Source organism: Lachnospiraceae bacterium KGMB03038, from assembly GCA_007361935.1.
Lineage (GTDB): Bacteria > Bacillota > Clostridia > Lachnospirales > Lachnospiraceae > Massilistercora.
On record CP041667.1, the window covers coordinates 432,210 to 450,754 of the forward strand.

An 18,545-nucleotide genomic window follows, 5' to 3' on the forward strand; every position below is an offset into this window, starting at 1 on the left:
CAGATATGGCGGAAAAAGACAGAAACAAGAAAATGAAAGAGATTATGGAGCGTCTGGAACAGGGAGTAAAGGAAATCTTTACTTCGGAAATGTACATGGAATATTTGAAAACCATGTCGCAATTTCACAATTACAGTTTTAACAATACGCTCCTGATTCATCTTCAGAAGCCAGATGCAAGCCTTGTTGCCGGGTATCAGGCATGGCAGAAAAAGTTTAAACGGCAGGTCAGGCGTGGGGAAAAGGGGATACAGATCATTGCCCCGGCACCGATCCGGGAAAAGGAAGAAGTCGAGAAGATCGATCCGGCTACTATGGAGCCGGTCTTAAAACCGGATGGTACGCCGGAAACGGAAGAAGTGGTGTACACCATTCCCCGTTTCCGAATCACCACGGTATTTGATGTGTCACAGACGGAGGGAGAGCCGTTACCGGAATTGGAGACACCAGAACTGACAGGGAGTGTGGGAAATTATGAGATTTTCATGCGGGCCATTCAGGATGTTTCTCCGGTGCCGTTTCGGTTTGACGAGATCGAGAGCGGAGCAAAAGGATATTACAGCAGTACAGAGAAAGAGAATGTAATCCAGGAAGGTATGAGTGAGATGCAGACTGTGAAAACGAGCATCCATGAAACCGCTCACGCAAAACTCCATGACAGGGATCTTATGGAAGAACTGGGGGAGAAAAAGGATCAAATGACAAGGGAGGTTGAAGCGGAAAGCATAGCTTATACGGTCTGCCAGCACTTTGGTCTGGATACCTCTGATTATTCTTTCCCTTATATTGCCGGCTGGAGCAGTGATAAGAATATGAAAGAACTCCGGGATTCCATGGACACTATCCGGAAAACCGCCGGAGAAATGATCGATCAGATAGAAGAAAGGATACGGGAGATCCAGAGGGAAACGCAGCGTCATCAGGAAACAGCGCTTTTCCAAAGCGAACAGGATAGATACGGGATTTATCAGATAAGAGACGACAGTAAAGGAAATCAGTACCGCTTTATGGGAATGAGCTATCTGCAGGAAAAGAGGCTGTCTGTAGATGGGGAGGATTATCAGTTTATTTATGGGGATGTGTTGGAAAATAATGATACTCTTGAGACTCTCTATGAAAAGTTTAATGTGGCTCATCCGGATGACTATACGGGACATTCCCTGTCTGTAAGCGATGTAGTGGTGCTGAAAAAGGATGGGGAACTGACGGCTCACTATGTAGACAGCTTCGGCTATCAGGAGTTGCCGGGATTTGCGCAGCAGAGAATGGCCATTACTGAAATACATCTGGAGACAAAAGAATACCCGCCGCTTTATCTGTCGGATTTATCCTACGCTATGGAACATAAAAATGTGGATGCTTATCTGGACTCCCGGAAGCTGAACCTGGACTGTAAGAAGGCGATTGAAACGGCAATTAGCGAACATTTTGACGGGTATCATTTGGCAGAGGATGCTGCGTCAGATGTGGTAGAGGCATACGGATCAGAGAGAGTGTCATTTGTGCTTGCCTGTACTGTCCAGCATCTTAAAGCTGACGGGCGGCTTTCCAAAGAGACAAAGGAATGGGCGGATAGCTTTAAAATCCCGGAGAATATCAGCCGTGGCATGGATTTAAACGCCGATTATGTTGTAACTAGCCACCCGGCGGTGCTGGACGGTTTTATTGACCTTGCGAGGCAGACAATAGGAGCAAGGGAACAGCTTATAGAGAAAGAGACGGCACAGGTAACGGCAGAGACAAAAGGCTTTCGGGCAGAAGGATATTTCGGAACCTGGCATACGGCTGAATCAAAAGAGATTGCCGGTGAGAAATTTTACCGGATGGAACATGATGAATATGGCGATACTGTAGGCGGTATTATTTTAGATGCGGATGGGAAGCTGGTTGCGGAGGACTTGGAGCATGGATTTGGTGCCGGTGCTATGAAAGCGGTCACGGAGTATTTGTATGAGAAAGTACCGGAACCGTTTATTAAGCAGTTTTATGTGGTAAATGACACATATGGGGACAAAGCAGACCGGGAGTATCAGTATTTTGCCACACTAAAGGAAGCCCTGGAAACTTATCATGTTCATCCAAACCACTTAGACAAACAGCTCGGTATGGAAAGCCGGGAGCCTGTCACTTCTAGGATGCCCCTGATCTGCTGTAAAAACGGAATTGAGGAAGTAGAAGATATTGAAAAGGTATCTTTAAGTGGGAAGTGGATGAATCCGGAGGTGACAGATGCTGTGAACCGGGCCGTTTTTTATCTGGATAACCGGGATATGGAGGCGGTCTATTTCCTTCCGGGAATGGAGCAGTATTTTTTTATCCAGTCTACAGATGGCGGGTATGATTATACCTTTTACGATGCGGATTACCGGGAGATTGACGGGGGTATCTATGAAAATGAAGATGTTTCCGAGCAGGAAGCGATTGAAGATATCCTCTCCGGCGAAGCCGGCGGGAAGCCTGTCAATTACAAAGTAATGGAACTGGAAGGGTTTTTAGATGAAGTGGAAAAGAGGCAGGAGATTGCCACGACGCAAAAAGAGGCGTCTATCTGTTTTTATGCTGCCGAGTGCATGGAGTTCCCGGTGCTGGGGGAGTATTACGGCAATCTGACACTGGAGGAAGCCTTTCAGAAATACAAAGAAATCCCATCGGAACGGATAAACGGGATCAAAGGGATTGGTTTCCGGCTGGAAGATGGAAGTATGTATGACGGGGATTATGAGCTTATGCGGGCAGGAGTGATCTCAAAAGATGCGATTGAACTGGTTCCCCACTATAAAGAGAGTCCATTGGTGCAGAAAGCCATGGCGGATCTGGAAGAAATGCTGATAAAGGAGAACCAGAAAGAAAATGAAGTGCAGCCAAAGCATGAGGCTGGCCGGGAAGAACAGGACAAACAGGCACAGAATGTACAGAGGCAGGAAGCAGAAAAACCTACCGGAGTGCGCCAGTCCGTTCTTGCGGCGCTCAGGGAACGTCAGGCAAAACAGAAAGCGGAAAAGAAAACCCAGGGACACAGGAAAGGAGAACCGGAGATATGAGAGTAAGATTTGAAGAAGATGAACGTTTTGTCATAGCAATGTTTAAAAAGAACTGCCGGACGGAAACCATGCAGGAGATTCGTAGGATACTTCCCTTTGTGAAAGAAGATACGGAGATGCTCACACTTGTAAACAGTACGCTAAAAAAGATGGAGCAGCTAACAGATCAGGAATTTTCTGTAATGGATCTGGAAGAATACCGGCAGGAACTAGCGGAGGGAGAGGAATAGTGGAAGTCAATCAGTTTGCATGGTATCAGCTAAAGACAACGCCGGAAAACCGCCTGATCCGGTTCCGCTGTTATAAGGAGCTGCAGGAGAAGAAAATCCCGGTGCGCCATGAGAATTATGGGCAGGTATATCTGGGGCGGATGAAAAACGGCGATACGCCCGCAAGCATCCGGAAACGTCTGGAAGAACATCCGCCCCGTTCCATAGCCTGCCATTCCCTTAGTGTCAGTGATGTGCTTGTCTTAAACAGCAATGGTGAGATTACCGCTTACTATGTGGATAAAGAGGGATTTATCGTGATTGCGGGCTTTCTCCGCCTGGGTTCTTCCGGTGCGCTGATCTCTTATGATACGATAGACTTCCATATCGAGGGAAAAGAGGGAAGCTGGCTTGCATACGACAGCATCATCATAGATGGCCGGGAATTTTTCCTGATGGAGCATACCGCATACGGGGCGCAGGCGGCAAATGTAGTCCTTGACGGGGACGGAAATCTGGTAGTGGACAATGTTTTCCATGGTTTTGATGAAACCGTCAAACAGCAGATCCGTGAGTATCTGCATCCGCAAAAGACGGAGCCTGCAGAGGTTAAACAAGATAAGCCGGTTTTGGAAAACTGGCAGAAAGCCTATGAAAACGGGGAATATCTGCGGAGCGCAGAGATTACAGAAGAACAGAATTATGATATGATCGACGGGCGCATGAACAATTTGCCATTGAAACCACGGAAGATCGGGGAGCGTATCTCTGTCCTGGATCGTCTCCATCTGAAGCAGGCGGAGATTGCCAGAAAGAGCGGGAAGCCTGTGCCGCAGATGGCGGCGGAAGAAGAAATGGAGCGGAGAAGAAAATAAAAAAGAGGAAGATGTTTTGCTCATGGGGGCAGGCATCTTCCTTTTTTTAGGACACAAGGTCAGGAACGTGCGTTATCTTTTTCCTGTTCATTCTGCCGGGAGCGGTCTTTCCCCAGGAAAGCTGCTAGGTTTGCCTGGACAGTATTCAACTCTTTTACATATTTCCGGAGATTCTGGTATGCGTCATACTGGCTGTTTTTCCGTGCAGTCAGTTTTTCCTTTTCTGCTTTCAGGAGCTTCATGGACGGCAGCTTTCCATCTTCCGAGTATCCTTTCAGTACCTTACGGGCAGTTTCATAAAGAGTGATTTCTGTCTGATGTTCCTGGCGGAACTTCTTCTTATTCCTGCTGTTAAGATACTGGCGGTATACAGATTTATTTGCCAGGTATTGTCCTGTATAATGGATCTGTTCATTCACCTGCCGCAATTTCTTTTCCGTAGAGCGGAGCGCTTTTCGCATATCGGCGGTCTGTGCCTGTGCTTCTGTAAATGCGTTTTTCAGATCATCTTCGGTGTCATATCCGTGCTCCTGGATATATGCGACAGTTTTTGCCATCTGCTGTAAATTGGACAATCGGACTTTCCGGGCATAAGCAGAACTGGCCTGCGCTTTAGCGCAGCTTTGCAGGTCAACCACAAGCCGGAGATCGGATTTGATAAAGACGAAAGCGGGTAGATCATTCTGATCCGCAAAGGCAGAGCGCTCGTCGGATATGGCTGCTCCAGGCGGCAGGTGCTGCAGGCGTCTGGCATTTTTCTCCCAAACTGACAGTAGATATTCCTTTTCATATCGTGTTCCCAGGCTTCGCCCTGTAATATATTTCCCACGCTCCGGATGGAGATAGCTGAATCGTCCACGGCTGACCTTGAGGGAAATATGGTATTTTTCAGTGAGCAGCTTCTGAAATTCTTCCAGACTGTGAGCGGAAGCGGCAGATTCTTCAATGGCGCTGCGGAGGAAATCTTTCTGTGTTTCAAATTTTGTTTTGCGTGGGGTGATGCCGCCGGCAGTCATTTCCCGGTTCAACTTGTCCATTTTTTTCTGCCCTCTGCGCCGTGCGTGATATTCCCGGTCAGTTATTTTCTTTTCCGCAGGAGAGAGCAGATCAACCTGGTGGAGCTGTTCCCGATGGCACAGATCCATCACATCCTGTTTCAGATAGGAGAGGTAATCATTCGTGAGATGATGTTTAAAACCGGCACGGGAATCGCAGGGACGTTCCATGAAGTCCCGGCGTTCCACATCAAGTTTCCGCAGGCTGTTAATTACAATATGTACATGGATGTTGCTGCTTCTGTTATGCCCGTCCGTATGAGTACAGACCAGAGCCTGATGACCGGGAAAATTTTTCCTGGCATACTCCAGGCCGAGCTGCTGCGCCCGCTCTCCGGTCAGCCCGCCTTCTTCCACATCTTTTGGATCAAAACTCAAAATGTAATGATGAGATTTGATTTCATCATAGGTCTGATTTTTACGGTACTGTGCGTTCAGTTCTTTACATTCCATATCAAAAGTAAAAGGATCACAGTTGATGCCGTCCAGGTAATATTCTTCACGGGGAATCAGCCTGCCATTCTCATCCAGGATCGGCTTCATGGTATCTTCATTATATTGAAACATCAGATAACGCTGTGCCTCCCCATAATCGGCATTTTTACTGGCGATATGCTTCAGGATTGCCATGGAAGGAGTCTCCTTTCTGACCAGAAGCATCTCCCGGAGAGAGGGAGAGGAAGTCTCCTGTCATTTTCAAAACTTCGTACTTCATCTCATAAATATCAGAAATCCCCTGGTTAATTCTTGTTCGCATTTCCTGTGAATGGATACCGCCGCTGTTAAAGTGGCGGGCAATCTGATTTAGGTTACTTCCGATCTTGCCAAACTCTGCGATCAGCTTTTTAAGTTCCGGCAGATCTGCCACAATCTCATATTTGATTTTCACCTGTTTCCCTGTGACTTGTTTCCGGATATACTCTGCGAGGGGAAGGCTTGCGGATTCTGCAAGGGATAAAAGGCGTTCATACTCTGTGTCCGTGAAACGGAGCATGACGGGGTGGGTGCGCCTCAGTTCCTTTTGTTTTCTCGGTCTAGCCATAAAATTCCTTTCTGCTAAAACTTGTATTCATACTATAAGCCGATTTAAAGAGCATAAAGAGAACGAAATGAATATTTTTAAAATGATTTTTTTTCGTGATGGGAACCGATCACGCTGCGACTGTCTTTCACAGGAGCCGTAATAACACATTAAATAAATGCGCTGGAACCGAGGGTATGGGGAGCGGAATCCCCATCAAGTTTGCCGGGTAAGCAAAAGCCAAGAAGTGGGTTTTGAGTTACGCAGGCGAAACTTGCTCTGAAAAAGTGTCCCCATCATAAAGCTGATTAGCGGAAGTTTATGGGAGGATTTATTTAATAAAACTTTTTGTGGCAGAAATAAAATGCCGTATAACTAAATTTAGAAAGTGCTAACAATGCTGTTGTGGATGCGAAAAGCGGAGGCATTGCTCGTAATTCCAGTAACAGTCTTTCTATTTAGGGAGACAGCGGCATTGTCTTTAATGGATGTACCGTACAGTATACGGTAATGCCAGCTTACAGAAGGTTACTTAAACTTTATGGATTTTATGTCCAGTCTGTGGCTGTAAAATCCGGTTAAAAATCCGGGAAGATACGGTTCTTGAAAATTTCCCACTATACTGTCTGAAATGCAAACATGAAACGCTGATAGCAGTACGTCAACTGAATATGTTCGTTATCTGATCATTGGCGAGGGCGAGAGCCTGACGCTGGATAAAGGGGAAAGCCAAAGAACGCCTGCTGTGCGGCACAGAAGATTCCTTATCTTGGCGTATTTCTGAACCGGCGTGGGAAAAAGCTGATCTTAAAGGTGGAACGCTGCCCGACTTGCGGCAGTATCTACCTGCCCTGTAAGGTCTATCAGAAACAGTGGGCGCAGCTAAAAGGCTATCATTTTATCCGCACCAAAACAGGGAAACCGACAGCGGAAATGTTGATCCTTAACCGTCCGCACACTGACCCGACCGCACCGGTACAGGAAAGCCGGTACACGCCGCCGGAATACAAGACACCGGCTTATCTGATCCGGGCGTTGAAATATCCCTGTCAGGGCGGGATGTGTTCTGGAAAATAGTATCTTCTCAATGACCAATAGAAAAGGAATTAGTTTGCCTATGGTTTCTATTGACATTTCGCAGGGAAAAGTATATATTATAATTAACCAATTAACCAAAAGGTTAAAAGCTGTGAAAGGTGGTGGTTCCAGTGTTAGAAGTGTCCGGCTTGTCTTTTCATTATCAACCTCATGTTCCTGTGCTGACCGATCTTACTTTTTCTGTATTAGATGGAGAAATCGTTGGTCTGTTAGGAAAGAACGGGGTTGGGAAAACTACAACCTTAAAGCTGATATTAGGATTGTTACCGATTGAAAAAGGTTCTATCTGCCTTAGCAATTACTCACTGAATCTACATCCCATGCAATACAAGAAACAAATTAACTATGTCTCTGACAACCATGACATATACAACAATCTTACGGGAAAAGAATATTTGAATTTCATAGCCGATATGTACGAAGTACCTTCTGAAACAAGAGATAAAATTTATACTCCGCTGATAAAAGCGTTTCAGGTTGAAAAATATCTGAACAGCCCTATTAAAAAATTATCTCATGGAACAAAGCAGAAAATTGCTATTATAGCTTCGTTGGTTAATGATCCCCTGCTTTGGGTATTAGATGAACCGATGACTGGACTGGATGTAGAAGCTGTTCAGGTATTAAAGGAATTGATTAAATCCAGAACGGCTTATGGGAAATCTGTTCTGTTCTCATCTCACATATTGGAAATTTGTGAAAATTTGTGTGATAAAATTGTTATTATGCAAGCTGGAACAATTAAGAAAACAATCGAGCTTCGAGATAACCCTTCCGATACTTCTTTGGAGGATATTTATATGGAGGTGGTTAATGATGTACCGATGGACAAAGATTTTTCAATTAAGCAAAACAATAAGTAAGATCAATTTCAGCTTTTTGAACTTCCGGTATAAATTGAAAGAACGCCCCGATACTTACTTTATCGTGCTGACTTGCTTTATTTTAAGTATTGTAGGTGTGTTCTATTATTACTATTTTCAAATGCTTGGCCAACTTTATGCTGGACTATCCGAGCTTGGGTTGGAGGCTTTGTTTTTACGGCTTGTACTGTTTGCGGTAGCGATGATACTCTCGGTAGTGAGCGCCTTCCTACTGATAAATATTTTTTGCTTTTCAAAGGATATAGAACGCTTGCAATTATTTCCATTAAGGCCCTGCGACATTTTCACCGGTAAGTACATTACAGTGATCTTGTTTTGCTACGGAATTGAAATTTTACTGCTGTTTCCCATGTGTATAATTCAAATGCAATACATGAGAGAATTTTCTGTGATCATCACATATATCTCTGCGGCAGCGATACTCCCTCATATTGTTGTGTTCCCTCTGGCGGTTCTTGTCACACTTTGCTTGAAAATTGCCATGCTTCTTAAACGTATGAGAACAATTCTGGTAGTCACAGGAATAGCGGTGTATTTCGCAGGCGGTGTAATCAGAGTTCTATTATCAAACGGGCAAATCGGCGTAGAACAAGACTTGCTGAACTGGGATAATGATTTTATTGTACCATTCCCGTTCTATAATCAGTATGTCAGCTTTCATCCCGGATTAAAGCTGTTCTGCATTATACTTGTGGCTGTATTCATTGCCGGATATTACTATTTGAGTAATTTTGTGATTGGAAAGAATTATGCCATTTATGATAAAGAGGGGCGGACTCGCTTAAAGGCAGTGAAATACAATTCATCGTCAAAGCTGAGAAGCTATCTTAAGAAAGAGTATCAAACTTTTTTCCGTAATCCGGCGTATGTTATAAATGGATTGTTTGGAATTTTTATTACACCATTTTTATTGCCTCTGTCTTTTCGGATCAGCGCAACCGCAGAGAGCATAGAACAAATAAGAGCCTTAGTATCAGCACCGGAATTTTCCTTTTATGCAGTATTGTTTGCGCTTGCGGTAATTGTACTTACGTCCGCAATCAATGTAGTGGCTTCAAGCAGTTTTTCCAGAGAGGGGGCAAGTTTTTGGATAACGAAAATCATTCCTTATTCATTAAAGTGGCAGGCGTTTGTGAAAGCCCTATTTTCTACAAGTATCTCAATTATGGGAATTATCATAAATTGCTTAATATTCAAGGTTTATTTTAATTATGGTTTTATACAGATAGGAATAATCGCTTTCGTTGGCATATTATTTGCAACGTTATGGAACTTGATCGGAGTATTTATAGACATGAAACGTCCAAAATTAGACTGGACGAATGAAACAGAAGCGATCAAACAAAATGTTAATGTGGTTTTGTCCATTTTACTTTGTATCGCAATTTCAATAGGGTATTTCTTTGCGGTAGCAAAAATGCTTCAGAAAGGATTCGCTGCCGGAGGCATTATAACCTTTCTATCATGCAGTGTAAGTGTTCTAATTTTACTTATGTGTATAGGAATTACATCTAATCAAGAGTAATTACCTTTCAAAATATGTTAGACAATTAAAAGGAGGAAGAAACTATGAGTAAAAAGAATTTGATCCCCGCGGTGTTATTGATTGGAACCTTTGTCATATTGTTTGTGGCAACATTTTTCCTTCCAGACAAGATACCGTTTCATTTCGATGTAAATGGTGAAGCTGGCTGGTATGCGAGTAAGTATTTTATCCTGCTGCTTACACCTGTTCCGTATTTGATCTATCATCAATTTACACACAAGAAAAAATGAATACAGTATTATGTAGAAAGGAGCTTAGTTTAGATGACCACTGTATTCAAAGCACTATCTGATGATACCAGACGACAAATCCTGAAGTTACTTGCAAACGGTGATATGACAGCAAAAGAAATTTCTGAAAATTTTACCATTTCAAAGCCTGCCATATCAAAACATCTTGATATTTTGAAAGAAGCAAGATTAGTGACAAGTGAACGAACAGGAATGTCCGTTACTTATTCTCTTAATGCTTCGGTATTGCAAACAACTTTAGGCGCTTTTTTGGAGTTTTTTGATACAAACAAAGCGACAGGAAAAGAGGGAAACGAAAATGAAACTATATAAAAATCTAAATATGATATTCTTGATTATATTCATCATAGGGACGGCTCTGTGTTTTAATTATCTCCCCGGTGAAATCCCTTTGTTTATGCAAAGTCCTCCCCGTTGGGTTTTTATTGGAATTTGTTTTGCTATTCTACTTTTATTAGCCATTGTAGCCTTTTTCCCTCACAAAATCTCCAAAAGTGACAATGAAGTAAGAAATGATATTACTCTAACTGCGATTAACTTCTTGGGGCTTGGGATATTTCTTTTCTATTTTGTCACGATAGCTAAATATTGCGGGTTAAAGATGAATTACATGAGAGGCATTGTGCTTATCGTGGGAGGCTTAATGGTATTAGTCGGAAATTTGTTACCACAAATGCCTTACCGCAGCCGTATCGGGTTTAAATTGCCTTGGATTTTAAAAGACAAACTATGCTGGCAAAAAACACATAGATTTGCTGGATATACAGCCATTCCATTTGGTATCATTCAATGCTTACTTGTTTTGTTTGTTCCCGATAATAACATAATCTTTATGTTTGGTGTTGGCTTTTGGATTATAATTGTGTGTGTTTATTCATTATTTTGTGTAAATACCAACCGTAAGCACAAATAATAGCTCTATCAAAATCGTGAAAAAATAATCATTGATATTTGTTAGCCGGAAAATACAGATATCAACTAATTGTAACTATTCAAAAATTATTAACCGGATCGAAAAAATGAATAATAATTCGTATGCTAAACAATACAAATACCAGAGAATTGCAGAGGATATTAAAATAGACATATTCTCAAACCGCATGAAAGGCAATACGCCATTACCTAGTATCAGAGAGTATGCTAAGAAATATTGTGTCAATCCAAATACGATTAGTAATGCACTTAATCTTTTGAAGAATGAAAATATTATATATACTTACCGGACTAAAGGGTATTTTGTAGTGGAAAATATTGAGGACAGAAGATATGCACTAGCACAAAAAGAAATATGTAATTTAATAAATATCTTATACAAAATCGGAATTGACAAACAATCGTTATTAAATATTTTATTAAAACCCCCGCAGATTATTGAACCCGTAAAGACTATAAAGGCAGGTGATAACATGGGAAAGTAATGGTCTTGACCTTTAAAGAAAATGAGGAAAGAGTTTTCCGGAAAATATTATCCATTCTGTCTGATGAACCGGAAATCAGACCCGTGCAACCACAGGCAGCACCGGTCATTTCCTTTCCCGGCCTCACAATCTATCCCTATCAGCGACAGGTGTTCCGAGGAGAGACAGAAATACCGCTGACCCATCTGGAATTTAGCGTCCTACTTTATCTGGCGCAACAGCCCGGACGGGTGTTCAGCCAGCAGCAGATTTTTGAGGCGGTCTGGAATGAGGACAGCGACACATGCCGCCATGCGGTTGTCAGTATCATCCACCAGCTCCGCAAGAAGATAGAGCCTGATCCGGCGCAGCCGGTTTATATCCAGACCATGATCCATACCGGCTATAAGTTCGTCATACCAAAGGAATAGACAATCAAATACACACATTTACCTAGAGCAATCGAATCCCCGGTTGCTCTTTTCTTATGCAAAAAAAGGAGGAAATTATTATGCAATTAGTCATTGCGGAAAAGCCAAGTGTGGCTATGAGTATCGCGTCTGTGCTGGGCGCAACCGACAAGAAAGACGGATATACCGAGGGCAACGGGTATCTGGTGAGCTGGTGTGTCGGACATCTGGTAGAGCTGGCGGACGCGGCACACTATGGAGACTACCAGAAATGGCGTTATGAGGATTTGCCTATCCTGCCGGAGCATTGGCAGTATATTGTTACGCCGGATAAGCAGAAACAGTTTCAAATTCTGAAAGACCTTATGCACCGCTCTGATATTTCCGAGATCATCTGTGCCACGGACGCAGGCCGGGAGGGGGAACTGATCTTCCGGTTTGTCTATGACATGGCCGGATGTGAAAAGCCCTTCCTGCGCCTGTGGATTTCCAGTATGGAGGAAAGTGCTATCCGCAAAGGATTTGAGACTTTAATGGACGGCCATGCTTATGACAGCCTGTATCATTCTGCCTTGTGCCGGGCAAAAGCGGACTGGCTGATCGGGATCAACGCCACCCGCCTTTTTTCTGTCCTGTACCGGCATACTTTGAATGTTGGCCGTGTCCAGACCCCGACCCTGTTCATGCTGGTACAAAGGGATGAGGCCATCCGCTCTTTCCAGAAAGAAAAATACTATTTGGTACGGATCGGCTGTGATGGAATTGAGGCGGTCAGCGAACCCTTCCGACAGGAATAGGAGGCGAAGGTTGCTTAATGCCATTGGCATGAGTGGAAAGCAAATGAAAAAAATGCTGATCTGGGAAAGCGCAACATATATCGGTGGCGCAATAGTTTTAACTGTGACGATGGGTAATTTGTTAGGATGGCTAATTTGTCAGGCTGAAATAGTAAAAAATCAGTGGGCTTTCATTTATCACTTCACATTGGTACCAGTAATCGTGTGTTTGCCGTTATTGATTTTAGTGGCGATTGCTATTCCACTGACATTCTACAAAAGCATCTGCAAGAAAAGCATTGTAGAACGACTTCGAGTTGAGTAAGTACAGAAATCCTGTCGGCTAACAGTAAAAAACTGTCGTTCAGTAATCCTTATCCTATGCCAAATCGAAAAAAGCCGAGAGGTTCATTACGAAAGTCTCTCGGCTTTTTTGCGCTCTATCGCCAACTCCACCTAAAAAATATCTCAAAGGCTTTGCGGGAAGAATATGCCGAAGTGCTGGAGGCCAAAAGAAAAGCCTATGCGGAATATAAGCAGGTACGGGAAGAAATGCGGGAACTGCAGAATGTGAAGGCCAATATTGACTATCTGCTGAGGCCATCTGCGGAAAGAGCGCAGGAAAAGCACCCCAGATGATTTTTGGGCATACTTTTATTCTCCATAGCTTGTATTCTTCGAGAAAGCGAAGTATAATAAATGCTGGAGGTATGTGCTATGGATTATATGACTTTAAGGGAAGCTGGCGAAAAATGGGGGATCTCTCCCCGGCAGATCAATAGCTATTGTTCTGATGGCCGTATTCCTGGAGCCGAAAAAATGGGACGGGTTTGGTTAATCCCGAAAGATGCAAAAAAGCCGATTGATGGCAGAACCAAACTTGGAAAGGAGCGCAAAGGGAATGGCGAATAATATTCTGCTGTTAGAAGATGACATGAGTTTGATAGATGGACTGCAATATTCTCTGAAAAAGAACGGGTATGCTGTTGAGGTTGCCCGTACTGTATCAGAGGCAAAAAGATTGCTGCAGAACATCGACCAATATGATTTGCTGATTTTAGATGTTACCCTGCCGGATGGCACAGGTTTTGAAATATGCGAGATGGTCCGCAATAGGAACGAACAAATTCCAATCATTTTTCTTACTGCTTCCGATGAAGAAGTAAATGTCATTCGAGGCTTGGATTCTGGTGGGGATGACTATATTACGAAGCCTTTCAAACTTGGAGAATTGTGTTCCCGTATTCGAGCCTTACTGCGCCGCGCCGGAATTTCTAAGAGAGAAAAAAGATCGGAGATTGAATGTGGCGATATTTCCATAGATTTTTTGAGCAATCGAGTTCTGCTGAATGGGCAGCTACTTGATCTAACCAATGTGGAATACCGTCTGCTCTGCCTTTTGGTGCGGAACGCAAATCAAATTGTCACCAGAGAAATGATCCTGAATGAGCTGTGGGATGATAACGGTAACTTCGTGGATGATAATACCTTATCTGTATATATACGGCGGCTCCGTGAGAAGGTTGAAACAGACCCTTCCCATCCCAAACATTTAATGACTGCTCGCGGGTTTGGGTATCAATGGAAAGAGGTGTCTGTATGAGTTTCCTTCAAGACAAGCAGATACGCAGATATATCATTTTTTTGGCGATCTTTGCGCTTGTGACTTTATGTGCGGGCGGTCTGTTTTTCATAGATCAGAGTGATGCTGTCAGAAGCAGCTATATTGCACATGATGAAGCTATTGCTTCTTCGCTTTTGGAACAAGGCGTTCCGAAAGACGTAATCGCCAATGCCCTGACAAGTACCGAAACAAGTCAAGGCGGAATCGAATTGCTTACGGAATTGGGAATTGAAAGCCAAGCAGCAGCTAATTCTCTGCCTTATCTTTCTCAATTTCAAAGGGACACGCTGATAACGGTATTGATTGGTTTGGCTGTTTTGCTTACTTTTCTTTTTGCCGGAACGCTTATTTTCTTCCTGAGAAGGAAAAACCTATATCAGCAGGCCGGGAAAGTAATAGAGAACTATATCAATGGTGATTTTTCCTTTCACCTTCCACAAAACAGCGAGGGAGCAATTTTTTATATTTTTGCTTCTGTTGAGCAGCTTGCCACAATGCTTCAAGCCAAAAGTGATACAGACCATAAAGCAAAGGAATTTTTGAAAAGTACGATTTCTGATATATCCCATCAGCTAAAAACGCCATTGGCCGCCATTACAATGTATCAGGAAATTATTGCGGATGAACCGGAAAACCCGGAAACCGTAAAAGAGTTTTCAGAGAAAATCGGGGTATCACTAAAGCGAATGGAAGAATTGATCCAATCCATGCTGAAAATCACCCGTCTGGACACAGGGAATATTGTCTTTGAAAAAAGGAATTGCCCTGTGACAGAATTGATCTCCCGTTCCATCAGTGAATTAACAGACCGGGCCATAACGGAGAATAAGCAAATCATCCTGAAAGGTAATTCAGAGCAGACAGTTTTTTGTGATCTGGAATGGACGAGTGAAGCCATTGGAAACATTGTGAAAAACGCTTTAGACCATACAAAGCCGGGAGATACGATTCAAATTTCATGGGAATGTACACCGGCGATACTTCGTATTTTTATTGCTGACAGTGGCAGTGGGATTGCACCAGAAGATATACACCATATTTTCAAACGCTTCTATCGGAGTAAACATTCCCTTGAAACACCGGGGATTGGTTTGGGGCTTCCGTTGGCTAAGTCGATTATCACCGGTCAAAACGGCCTGCTTTCCGTTCAAAGTGAATTGAACGAAGGCACAACATTCACAGTTTCCTTTCTTACTGAATCGTAAGATTAAATTCACCTGATTGTAAGCTGGCTTTGTTATCCTTTAGGAAAGGAGGCTGATGATATGGAAATCTTGAAAGTACAAAATTTATGTAAGACCTATGGTAAGGGCGAAGCAAAAGTTGACGCTTTAAAAAATGTTTCATTTTCTCTGGAAAAGGGAGAATTTGCTGCCGTTGTTGGTGAATCCGGTTCTGGAAAAAGCACCTTGCTGAATTGTATTGGTGCTTTAGACCTTCCTACTTCCGGCACAGTATTGATGGATGGGCAAAATCTTTTTTCTATGAAGGAGGAAGAACGCACCATTTTCAGACGGCGGAATATCGGATTCATTTTTCAATCCTTCCAGCTTGTTTCCGAGCTGAATGTGGAGCAGAATATCATGTTTCCGCTGCTTCTGGATTATCGCAAACCTGATCCGGCGGCCGTTAAGGAAATCCTGGAGCTGCTTGGTCTAACAAAGCGCCGCCACCATCTGCCAAACCAGCTTTCAGGCGGGCAGCAGCAAAGGGTTGCGATTGGCCGCGCTTTGATTACAAAGCCAAAGCTGATCTTGGCGGATGAACCCACCGGAAATTTGGACAGTAAAAACAGCCAGGATGTGATTGATCTGCTCACACAGGCTTCCAGACGCTTTCAGCAGACAATCTTAATGATTACCCATAATAAAAATCTGACCGCTTCGGTGGATCGGGTGTTCCGGGTAACAGATGGCGTGCTTACAGATTTAGGAGGGAATACGGATGAAGCATTATCTTGACCTTGTTCCTATTTCAGCAAAAGTCCATCGCAAGCAAAGCCGGATGTCCATTTTCTGTATCGTGCTGGCGGTGTTTCTGGTGACGACCATTTTTGGCATGGCAGATATGTTTGTCCGCAGCCAGATCATGAAAACGCAGGCGGAAACGGGAAATTGGCATATTGCACTACGCAATATTTCGGATGAAGATGCGGCAGTTATCGCTGCGCGCTCTGATATAGAGGCGGTTGTTGCTTATGATGTCTTAAATTTTCGCGGCGATCAGGGATATACCCTGAATGGAACAGAAACACTTATTTGCGGAAGTGATGAAGGGCTGTTCACAAAAATTCTCTCTGACATAATCGCAGAGGGCAATTTCCCGCAGAACGATAACGAGGCTATGGTATCGGTAAATGCAAAAGAAATGCTTGGCTTGTCGATTGAAGATCAGATTGCCGTCAACCTGCCTGACGGAAACGAACTTGCATTTACCATATCCGGTTTTGTTGAGAATACTGCAAATCTTATGAGCAGTGATTCTTATGGCGTGTTTATCACAACAGAAAAGTACCGTACGATCACTTCCACTGCTGCGGATGGTGAGCCATCTGAAAATAATACATTTTTTTATGTCCAGTTTTCTAATACAGGGAATATCCAAAATAGGATATCTGAATTGAAATCTCAATTTGGATTAAGTGATGAACAGGTTTCAGAAAACACAAAACTTCTCGGATTGCTTGGACAGAGCAGTGATTCCTTTATGGTGCAGGTCTATATTTCTGCTGCCGTTCTGTTTGTACTGGTTTTGCTTGCAGGCACTATGATGATCGCAAGCAGCCTGAACAGCAATGTTGCCCAGCGGACAGAGTTTTTCGGATTGATGCGCTGTATCGGGGCAACACCCAAACAGGTTATGCGGTTGGTACGGAAAGAAGCTCTCAGTTGGTGCCGTTTCGCAATTTCTGTGGGCGTTTTAAGCGGTATGGTCGTCATATGGATCTTATGCTTCATCCTTCGGCTCCTTAGCCCTGAATTTTTCGGAGAGATGCCTGCATTTAGTATCAGTGTGCCAAGTATTGTGGCGGGAATTATTGTAGGATTGCTGACGGTGCTTTTGGCCGCCCGGTCTCCCGCAAAGAAAGCCTCAAAGGTTTCCCCGCTGGCGGCAGTTTCCGGCAATGCGAATGACTTGCAGCCGATTCGGAAAGCGGCAAATACAAAGCGCCTCAAAGTGGATACCGCTCTCGGTATTCACCACGCAAAGGCAAGCCGCAAGAATTTTGTGCTGACGGTGTGTTCTTTTGCCTTGAGCATTGTCCTTTTCCTGGCTTTTTCTGTAACGATCACATTTATGAACCATACCCTGACCCCGTTGTATCCGTGGGCGCCGGATCTATCTATTGTAAGCTCGGACAATTCCTGCTCCGTTGACAGGGCATTTATCGACGAGCTGAAAGAAAATCCTGCTGTGGATGCGGTTTATGGCCGGATGTTTGCGTATGATGTGCCTGTTACGGTGAATGGGGCAGAAAGGACCGCCATCTTAGTTTCGTATGAGCAGCAGCAATTTGAATGGGCTTCTGACTATTTGCAATCCGGCTCATTGGAAACGGTACAAAGTGAATTGAATACCGGGCTGACCGTATATGATACACAAAACAGTATGCAGGTTGGCGACACGGTTACAATGCAAATTGGCGGCCAGCCTGTGGAAATACAAATTACAGGGCTTCTCTCAACCAGCCCGTTCAATAATACCGGCGATTCCGGCATTATCATTGTTTCCGAAGATACCTTCCGTCAGATCACCGGGGAAGAAAACTATACCATCATTGATATGCAGTTATCCTCTGACGCGACAGATGAAGATGTGAATGCGATTCATCGCACCTACGGAGCCGGATTTGATTTCGTAGACAAACGGATGGATAATAGCAGCACATTAGGCGTTTATTACTGTGTATGGCTGTTCCTCTATGGTTTCTTGGCGCTGATTGCGTTAATTACCGTATTCAATGTGATCAACAGCATTGCGTTGAGTGTTTCAGCCAGAACAAAGCAGTACGGCGCTTTCCGGGCGATTGGGTTAAGTACCCGCCAGCTTTCCAGAATGGTAATTGCCGAAGCATCCACCTATGCGATAACCGGCTGTGTGGTTGGTACTGTGCTGGGATTGATCTGCAATAGAGTCCTCTTTGCCCTGCTGATAAATTCTAAGTGGGGAGATCCCTGGGCTATTCCCTGGGTGGAACTTGGAATTATCGTATTGATTATGGTACTTTCTGTGGTTTTGGCTGTTCGCGGGCCGATCAAAAAGATGCAGAAGATGTCCATTGTAGATACAATCAGCGCACAGTAATAGCTTTTCAACAGTATATATAAGTGGGACTGCCACATCAATGGGAAATCATA

General features: G+C 43.7%; 21 protein-coding genes. 19 read left to right on the forward strand and 2 right to left on the reverse strand.

The features are described from left to right. Nucleotides 1-5: 5 nt before the first annotated feature. From FND36_02025 to FND36_02035, 3 genes are read left to right on the forward strand one after another with little or no spacing between them, the layout of a single operon-like run. Nucleotides 6-3,041, forward strand: a complete 3,036-nt coding sequence (locus FND36_02025) for a DUF3849 domain-containing protein (protein QDW72923.1) — start codon at nucleotides 6-8, stop codon at nucleotides 3,039-3,041. Next, nucleotides 3,038-3,271, forward strand: coding sequence for a hypothetical protein (locus FND36_02030; protein QDW72924.1), 234 nt, complete (start codon nucleotides 3,038-3,040; stop codon nucleotides 3,269-3,271). Before FND36_02025 ends, FND36_02030 begins: the two co-directional genes overlap by 4 nt. After that, entirely contained in the window at nucleotides 3,271-4,125 is an 855-nt protein-coding gene (locus FND36_02035; GenBank protein QDW72925.1) for a DUF4316 domain-containing protein, read from the forward strand. Before FND36_02030 ends, FND36_02035 begins: the two co-directional genes overlap by 1 nt. 59 nt (nucleotides 4,126-4,184) lie before the next feature. Here the strand turns inward: FND36_02035 and FND36_02040 are convergent, their stop codons facing one another. Continuing rightward, complete coding sequence (locus tag FND36_02040) at nucleotides 4,185-5,810, reverse strand: rlx protein (protein QDW72926.1); 1,626 nt, start codon at nucleotides 5,808-5,810, stop codon at nucleotides 4,185-4,187. Continuing rightward, nucleotides 5,782-6,222, reverse strand: a complete 441-nt coding sequence (locus FND36_02045; GenBank protein ID QDW72927.1) for a MobC family plasmid mobilization relaxosome protein — start codon at nucleotides 6,220-6,222, stop codon at nucleotides 5,782-5,784. Before FND36_02045 ends, FND36_02040 begins: the two co-directional genes overlap by 29 nt. Nucleotides 6,223-6,746: 524 nt before the next feature. On the opposite strand from FND36_02045, the gene FND36_02050 reads away from it, so the two are divergent. From FND36_02050 to FND36_02125, 16 genes are all read left to right on the forward strand, one after another. Then, a complete protein-coding gene (locus FND36_02050) occupies nucleotides 6,747-6,887 on the forward strand; it encodes a conjugal transfer protein (protein ID QDW75513.1) in 141 nt (46 codons plus the stop codon). A 127-nt stretch (nucleotides 6,888-7,014) separates the two neighbouring features. Continuing rightward, a complete protein-coding gene (locus tag FND36_02055; GenBank protein QDW72928.1) occupies nucleotides 7,015-7,278 on the forward strand; it encodes a hypothetical protein in 264 nt (87 codons plus the stop codon). Between the two features lie 131 nt (nucleotides 7,279-7,409). Then, complete coding sequence (locus FND36_02060) at nucleotides 7,410-8,162, forward strand: ABC transporter ATP-binding protein (GenBank protein ID QDW72929.1); 753 nt, start codon at nucleotides 7,410-7,412, stop codon at nucleotides 8,160-8,162. Further along, nucleotides 8,113-9,708 (forward strand): hypothetical protein, encoded by a 1,596-nt coding sequence (locus tag FND36_02065; GenBank protein ID QDW72930.1) that lies wholly within the window; start codon nucleotides 8,113-8,115, stop codon nucleotides 9,706-9,708. The genes FND36_02060 and FND36_02065 overlap by 50 nt, the downstream gene beginning before the upstream one ends. A 44-nt stretch (nucleotides 9,709-9,752) precedes the next feature. Beyond that, complete coding sequence (locus tag FND36_02070) at nucleotides 9,753-9,959, forward strand: DUF1648 domain-containing protein (protein ID QDW72931.1); 207 nt, start codon at nucleotides 9,753-9,755, stop codon at nucleotides 9,957-9,959. 33 nt (nucleotides 9,960-9,992) lie between these two features. Next, on the forward strand, nucleotides 9,993-10,292 hold the full coding sequence (locus FND36_02075) for a winged helix-turn-helix transcriptional regulator (GenBank protein ID QDW72932.1): 300 nt from the start codon (nucleotides 9,993-9,995) through the stop codon (nucleotides 10,290-10,292). Beyond that, nucleotides 10,279-10,893, forward strand: coding sequence for an SdpI family protein (locus tag FND36_02080; protein QDW72933.1), 615 nt, complete (start codon nucleotides 10,279-10,281; stop codon nucleotides 10,891-10,893). The genes FND36_02075 and FND36_02080 overlap by 14 nt, the downstream gene beginning before the upstream one ends. Before the next feature lie 106 nt (nucleotides 10,894-10,999). Further along, nucleotides 11,000-11,398 (forward strand): GntR family transcriptional regulator, encoded by a 399-nt coding sequence (locus FND36_02085; protein QDW72934.1) that lies wholly within the window; start codon nucleotides 11,000-11,002, stop codon nucleotides 11,396-11,398. Then, nucleotides 11,398-11,808, forward strand: a complete 411-nt coding sequence (locus FND36_02090; GenBank protein QDW72935.1) for a winged helix-turn-helix transcriptional regulator — start codon at nucleotides 11,398-11,400, stop codon at nucleotides 11,806-11,808. Before FND36_02085 ends, FND36_02090 begins: the two co-directional genes overlap by 1 nt. 80 nt (nucleotides 11,809-11,888) lie before the next feature. Continuing rightward, entirely contained in the window at nucleotides 11,889-12,584 is a 696-nt protein-coding gene (locus FND36_02095) for a hypothetical protein (GenBank protein QDW72936.1), read from the forward strand. After that, nucleotides 12,487-12,888 (forward strand): ABC transporter permease, encoded by a 402-nt coding sequence (locus FND36_02100; protein QDW72937.1) that lies wholly within the window; start codon nucleotides 12,487-12,489, stop codon nucleotides 12,886-12,888. The genes FND36_02095 and FND36_02100 overlap by 98 nt, the downstream gene beginning before the upstream one ends. A 392-nt stretch (nucleotides 12,889-13,280) precedes the next feature. Then, nucleotides 13,281-13,475, forward strand: a complete 195-nt coding sequence (locus FND36_02105; protein QDW72938.1) for a helix-turn-helix domain-containing protein — start codon at nucleotides 13,281-13,283, stop codon at nucleotides 13,473-13,475. Next, nucleotides 13,465-14,166 carry a response regulator transcription factor gene (locus tag FND36_02110; protein QDW72939.1) on the forward strand — a complete coding sequence of 234 codons (702 nt, stop codon included), beginning with the start codon at nucleotides 13,465-13,467 and terminating at the stop codon, nucleotides 14,164-14,166. Before FND36_02105 ends, FND36_02110 begins: the two co-directional genes overlap by 11 nt. Further along, nucleotides 14,163-15,392, forward strand: coding sequence for a HAMP domain-containing histidine kinase (locus FND36_02115; protein ID QDW72940.1), 1,230 nt, complete (start codon nucleotides 14,163-14,165; stop codon nucleotides 15,390-15,392). Before FND36_02110 ends, FND36_02115 begins: the two co-directional genes overlap by 4 nt. A gap of 60 nt (nucleotides 15,393-15,452) precedes the next feature. Next, nucleotides 15,453-16,148: an ABC transporter ATP-binding protein gene (locus tag FND36_02120; GenBank protein QDW72941.1), complete on the forward strand. Its 696-nt coding sequence runs from the start codon at nucleotides 15,453-15,455 to the stop codon at nucleotides 16,146-16,148. Continuing rightward, nucleotides 16,132-18,492, forward strand: coding sequence for an FtsX-like permease family protein (locus FND36_02125; protein ID QDW72942.1), 2,361 nt, complete (start codon nucleotides 16,132-16,134; stop codon nucleotides 18,490-18,492). Before FND36_02120 ends, FND36_02125 begins: the two co-directional genes overlap by 17 nt. Nucleotides 18,493-18,545: the final 53 nt, after the last annotated feature.

What these genes read in the sequence shown, in the direction of transcription:
- FND36_02075 (QDW72932.1), top strand. Translation starts at nt 9,993, where the DNA reads ATGACCACTGTATTCAAAGCACTATCTGATGATACCAGACGACAAATC.
- FND36_02120 (QDW72941.1), top strand. Translation starts at nt 15,453, where the DNA reads ATGGAAATCTTGAAAGTACAAAATTTATGTAAGACCTATGGTAAGGGC.
- FND36_02070 (QDW72931.1), top strand. Translation starts at nt 9,753, where the DNA reads ATGAGTAAAAAGAATTTGATCCCCGCGGTGTTATTGATTGGAACCTTT.
- FND36_02085 (QDW72934.1), top strand. Translation starts at nt 11,000, where the DNA reads ATGAATAATAATTCGTATGCTAAACAATACAAATACCAGAGAATTGCA.
- FND36_02025 (QDW72923.1), top strand. Translation starts at nt 6, where the DNA reads ATGGCGGAAAAAGACAGAAACAAGAAAATGAAAGAGATTATGGAGCGT.
- FND36_02045 (QDW72927.1), bottom strand. Translation starts at nt 6,222, where the DNA reads ATGGCTAGACCGAGAAAACAAAAGGAACTGAGGCGCACCCACCCCGTC.
- FND36_02040 (QDW72926.1), bottom strand. Translation starts at nt 5,810, where the DNA reads ATGGCAATCCTGAAGCATATCGCCAGTAAAAATGCCGATTATGGGGAG.
- FND36_02100 (QDW72937.1), top strand. Translation starts at nt 12,487, where the DNA reads ATGAGGCCATCCGCTCTTTCCAGAAAGAAAAATACTATTTGGTACGGA.
- FND36_02065 (QDW72930.1), top strand. Translation starts at nt 8,113, where the DNA reads ATGATGTACCGATGGACAAAGATTTTTCAATTAAGCAAAACAATAAGT.
- FND36_02110 (QDW72939.1), top strand. Translation starts at nt 13,465, where the DNA reads ATGGCGAATAATATTCTGCTGTTAGAAGATGACATGAGTTTGATAGAT.
- FND36_02115 (QDW72940.1), top strand. Translation starts at nt 14,163, where the DNA reads ATGAGTTTCCTTCAAGACAAGCAGATACGCAGATATATCATTTTTTTG.
- FND36_02125 (QDW72942.1), top strand. Translation starts at nt 16,132, where the DNA reads ATGAAGCATTATCTTGACCTTGTTCCTATTTCAGCAAAAGTCCATCGC.
- FND36_02095 (QDW72936.1), top strand. Translation starts at nt 11,889, where the DNA reads ATGCAATTAGTCATTGCGGAAAAGCCAAGTGTGGCTATGAGTATCGCG.
- FND36_02105 (QDW72938.1), top strand. Translation starts at nt 13,281, where the DNA reads ATGGATTATATGACTTTAAGGGAAGCTGGCGAAAAATGGGGGATCTCT.
- FND36_02090 (QDW72935.1), top strand. Translation starts at nt 11,398, where the DNA reads ATGGTCTTGACCTTTAAAGAAAATGAGGAAAGAGTTTTCCGGAAAATA.
- FND36_02030 (QDW72924.1), top strand. Translation starts at nt 3,038, where the DNA reads ATGAGAGTAAGATTTGAAGAAGATGAACGTTTTGTCATAGCAATGTTT.
- FND36_02080 (QDW72933.1), top strand. Translation starts at nt 10,279, where the DNA reads ATGAAACTATATAAAAATCTAAATATGATATTCTTGATTATATTCATC.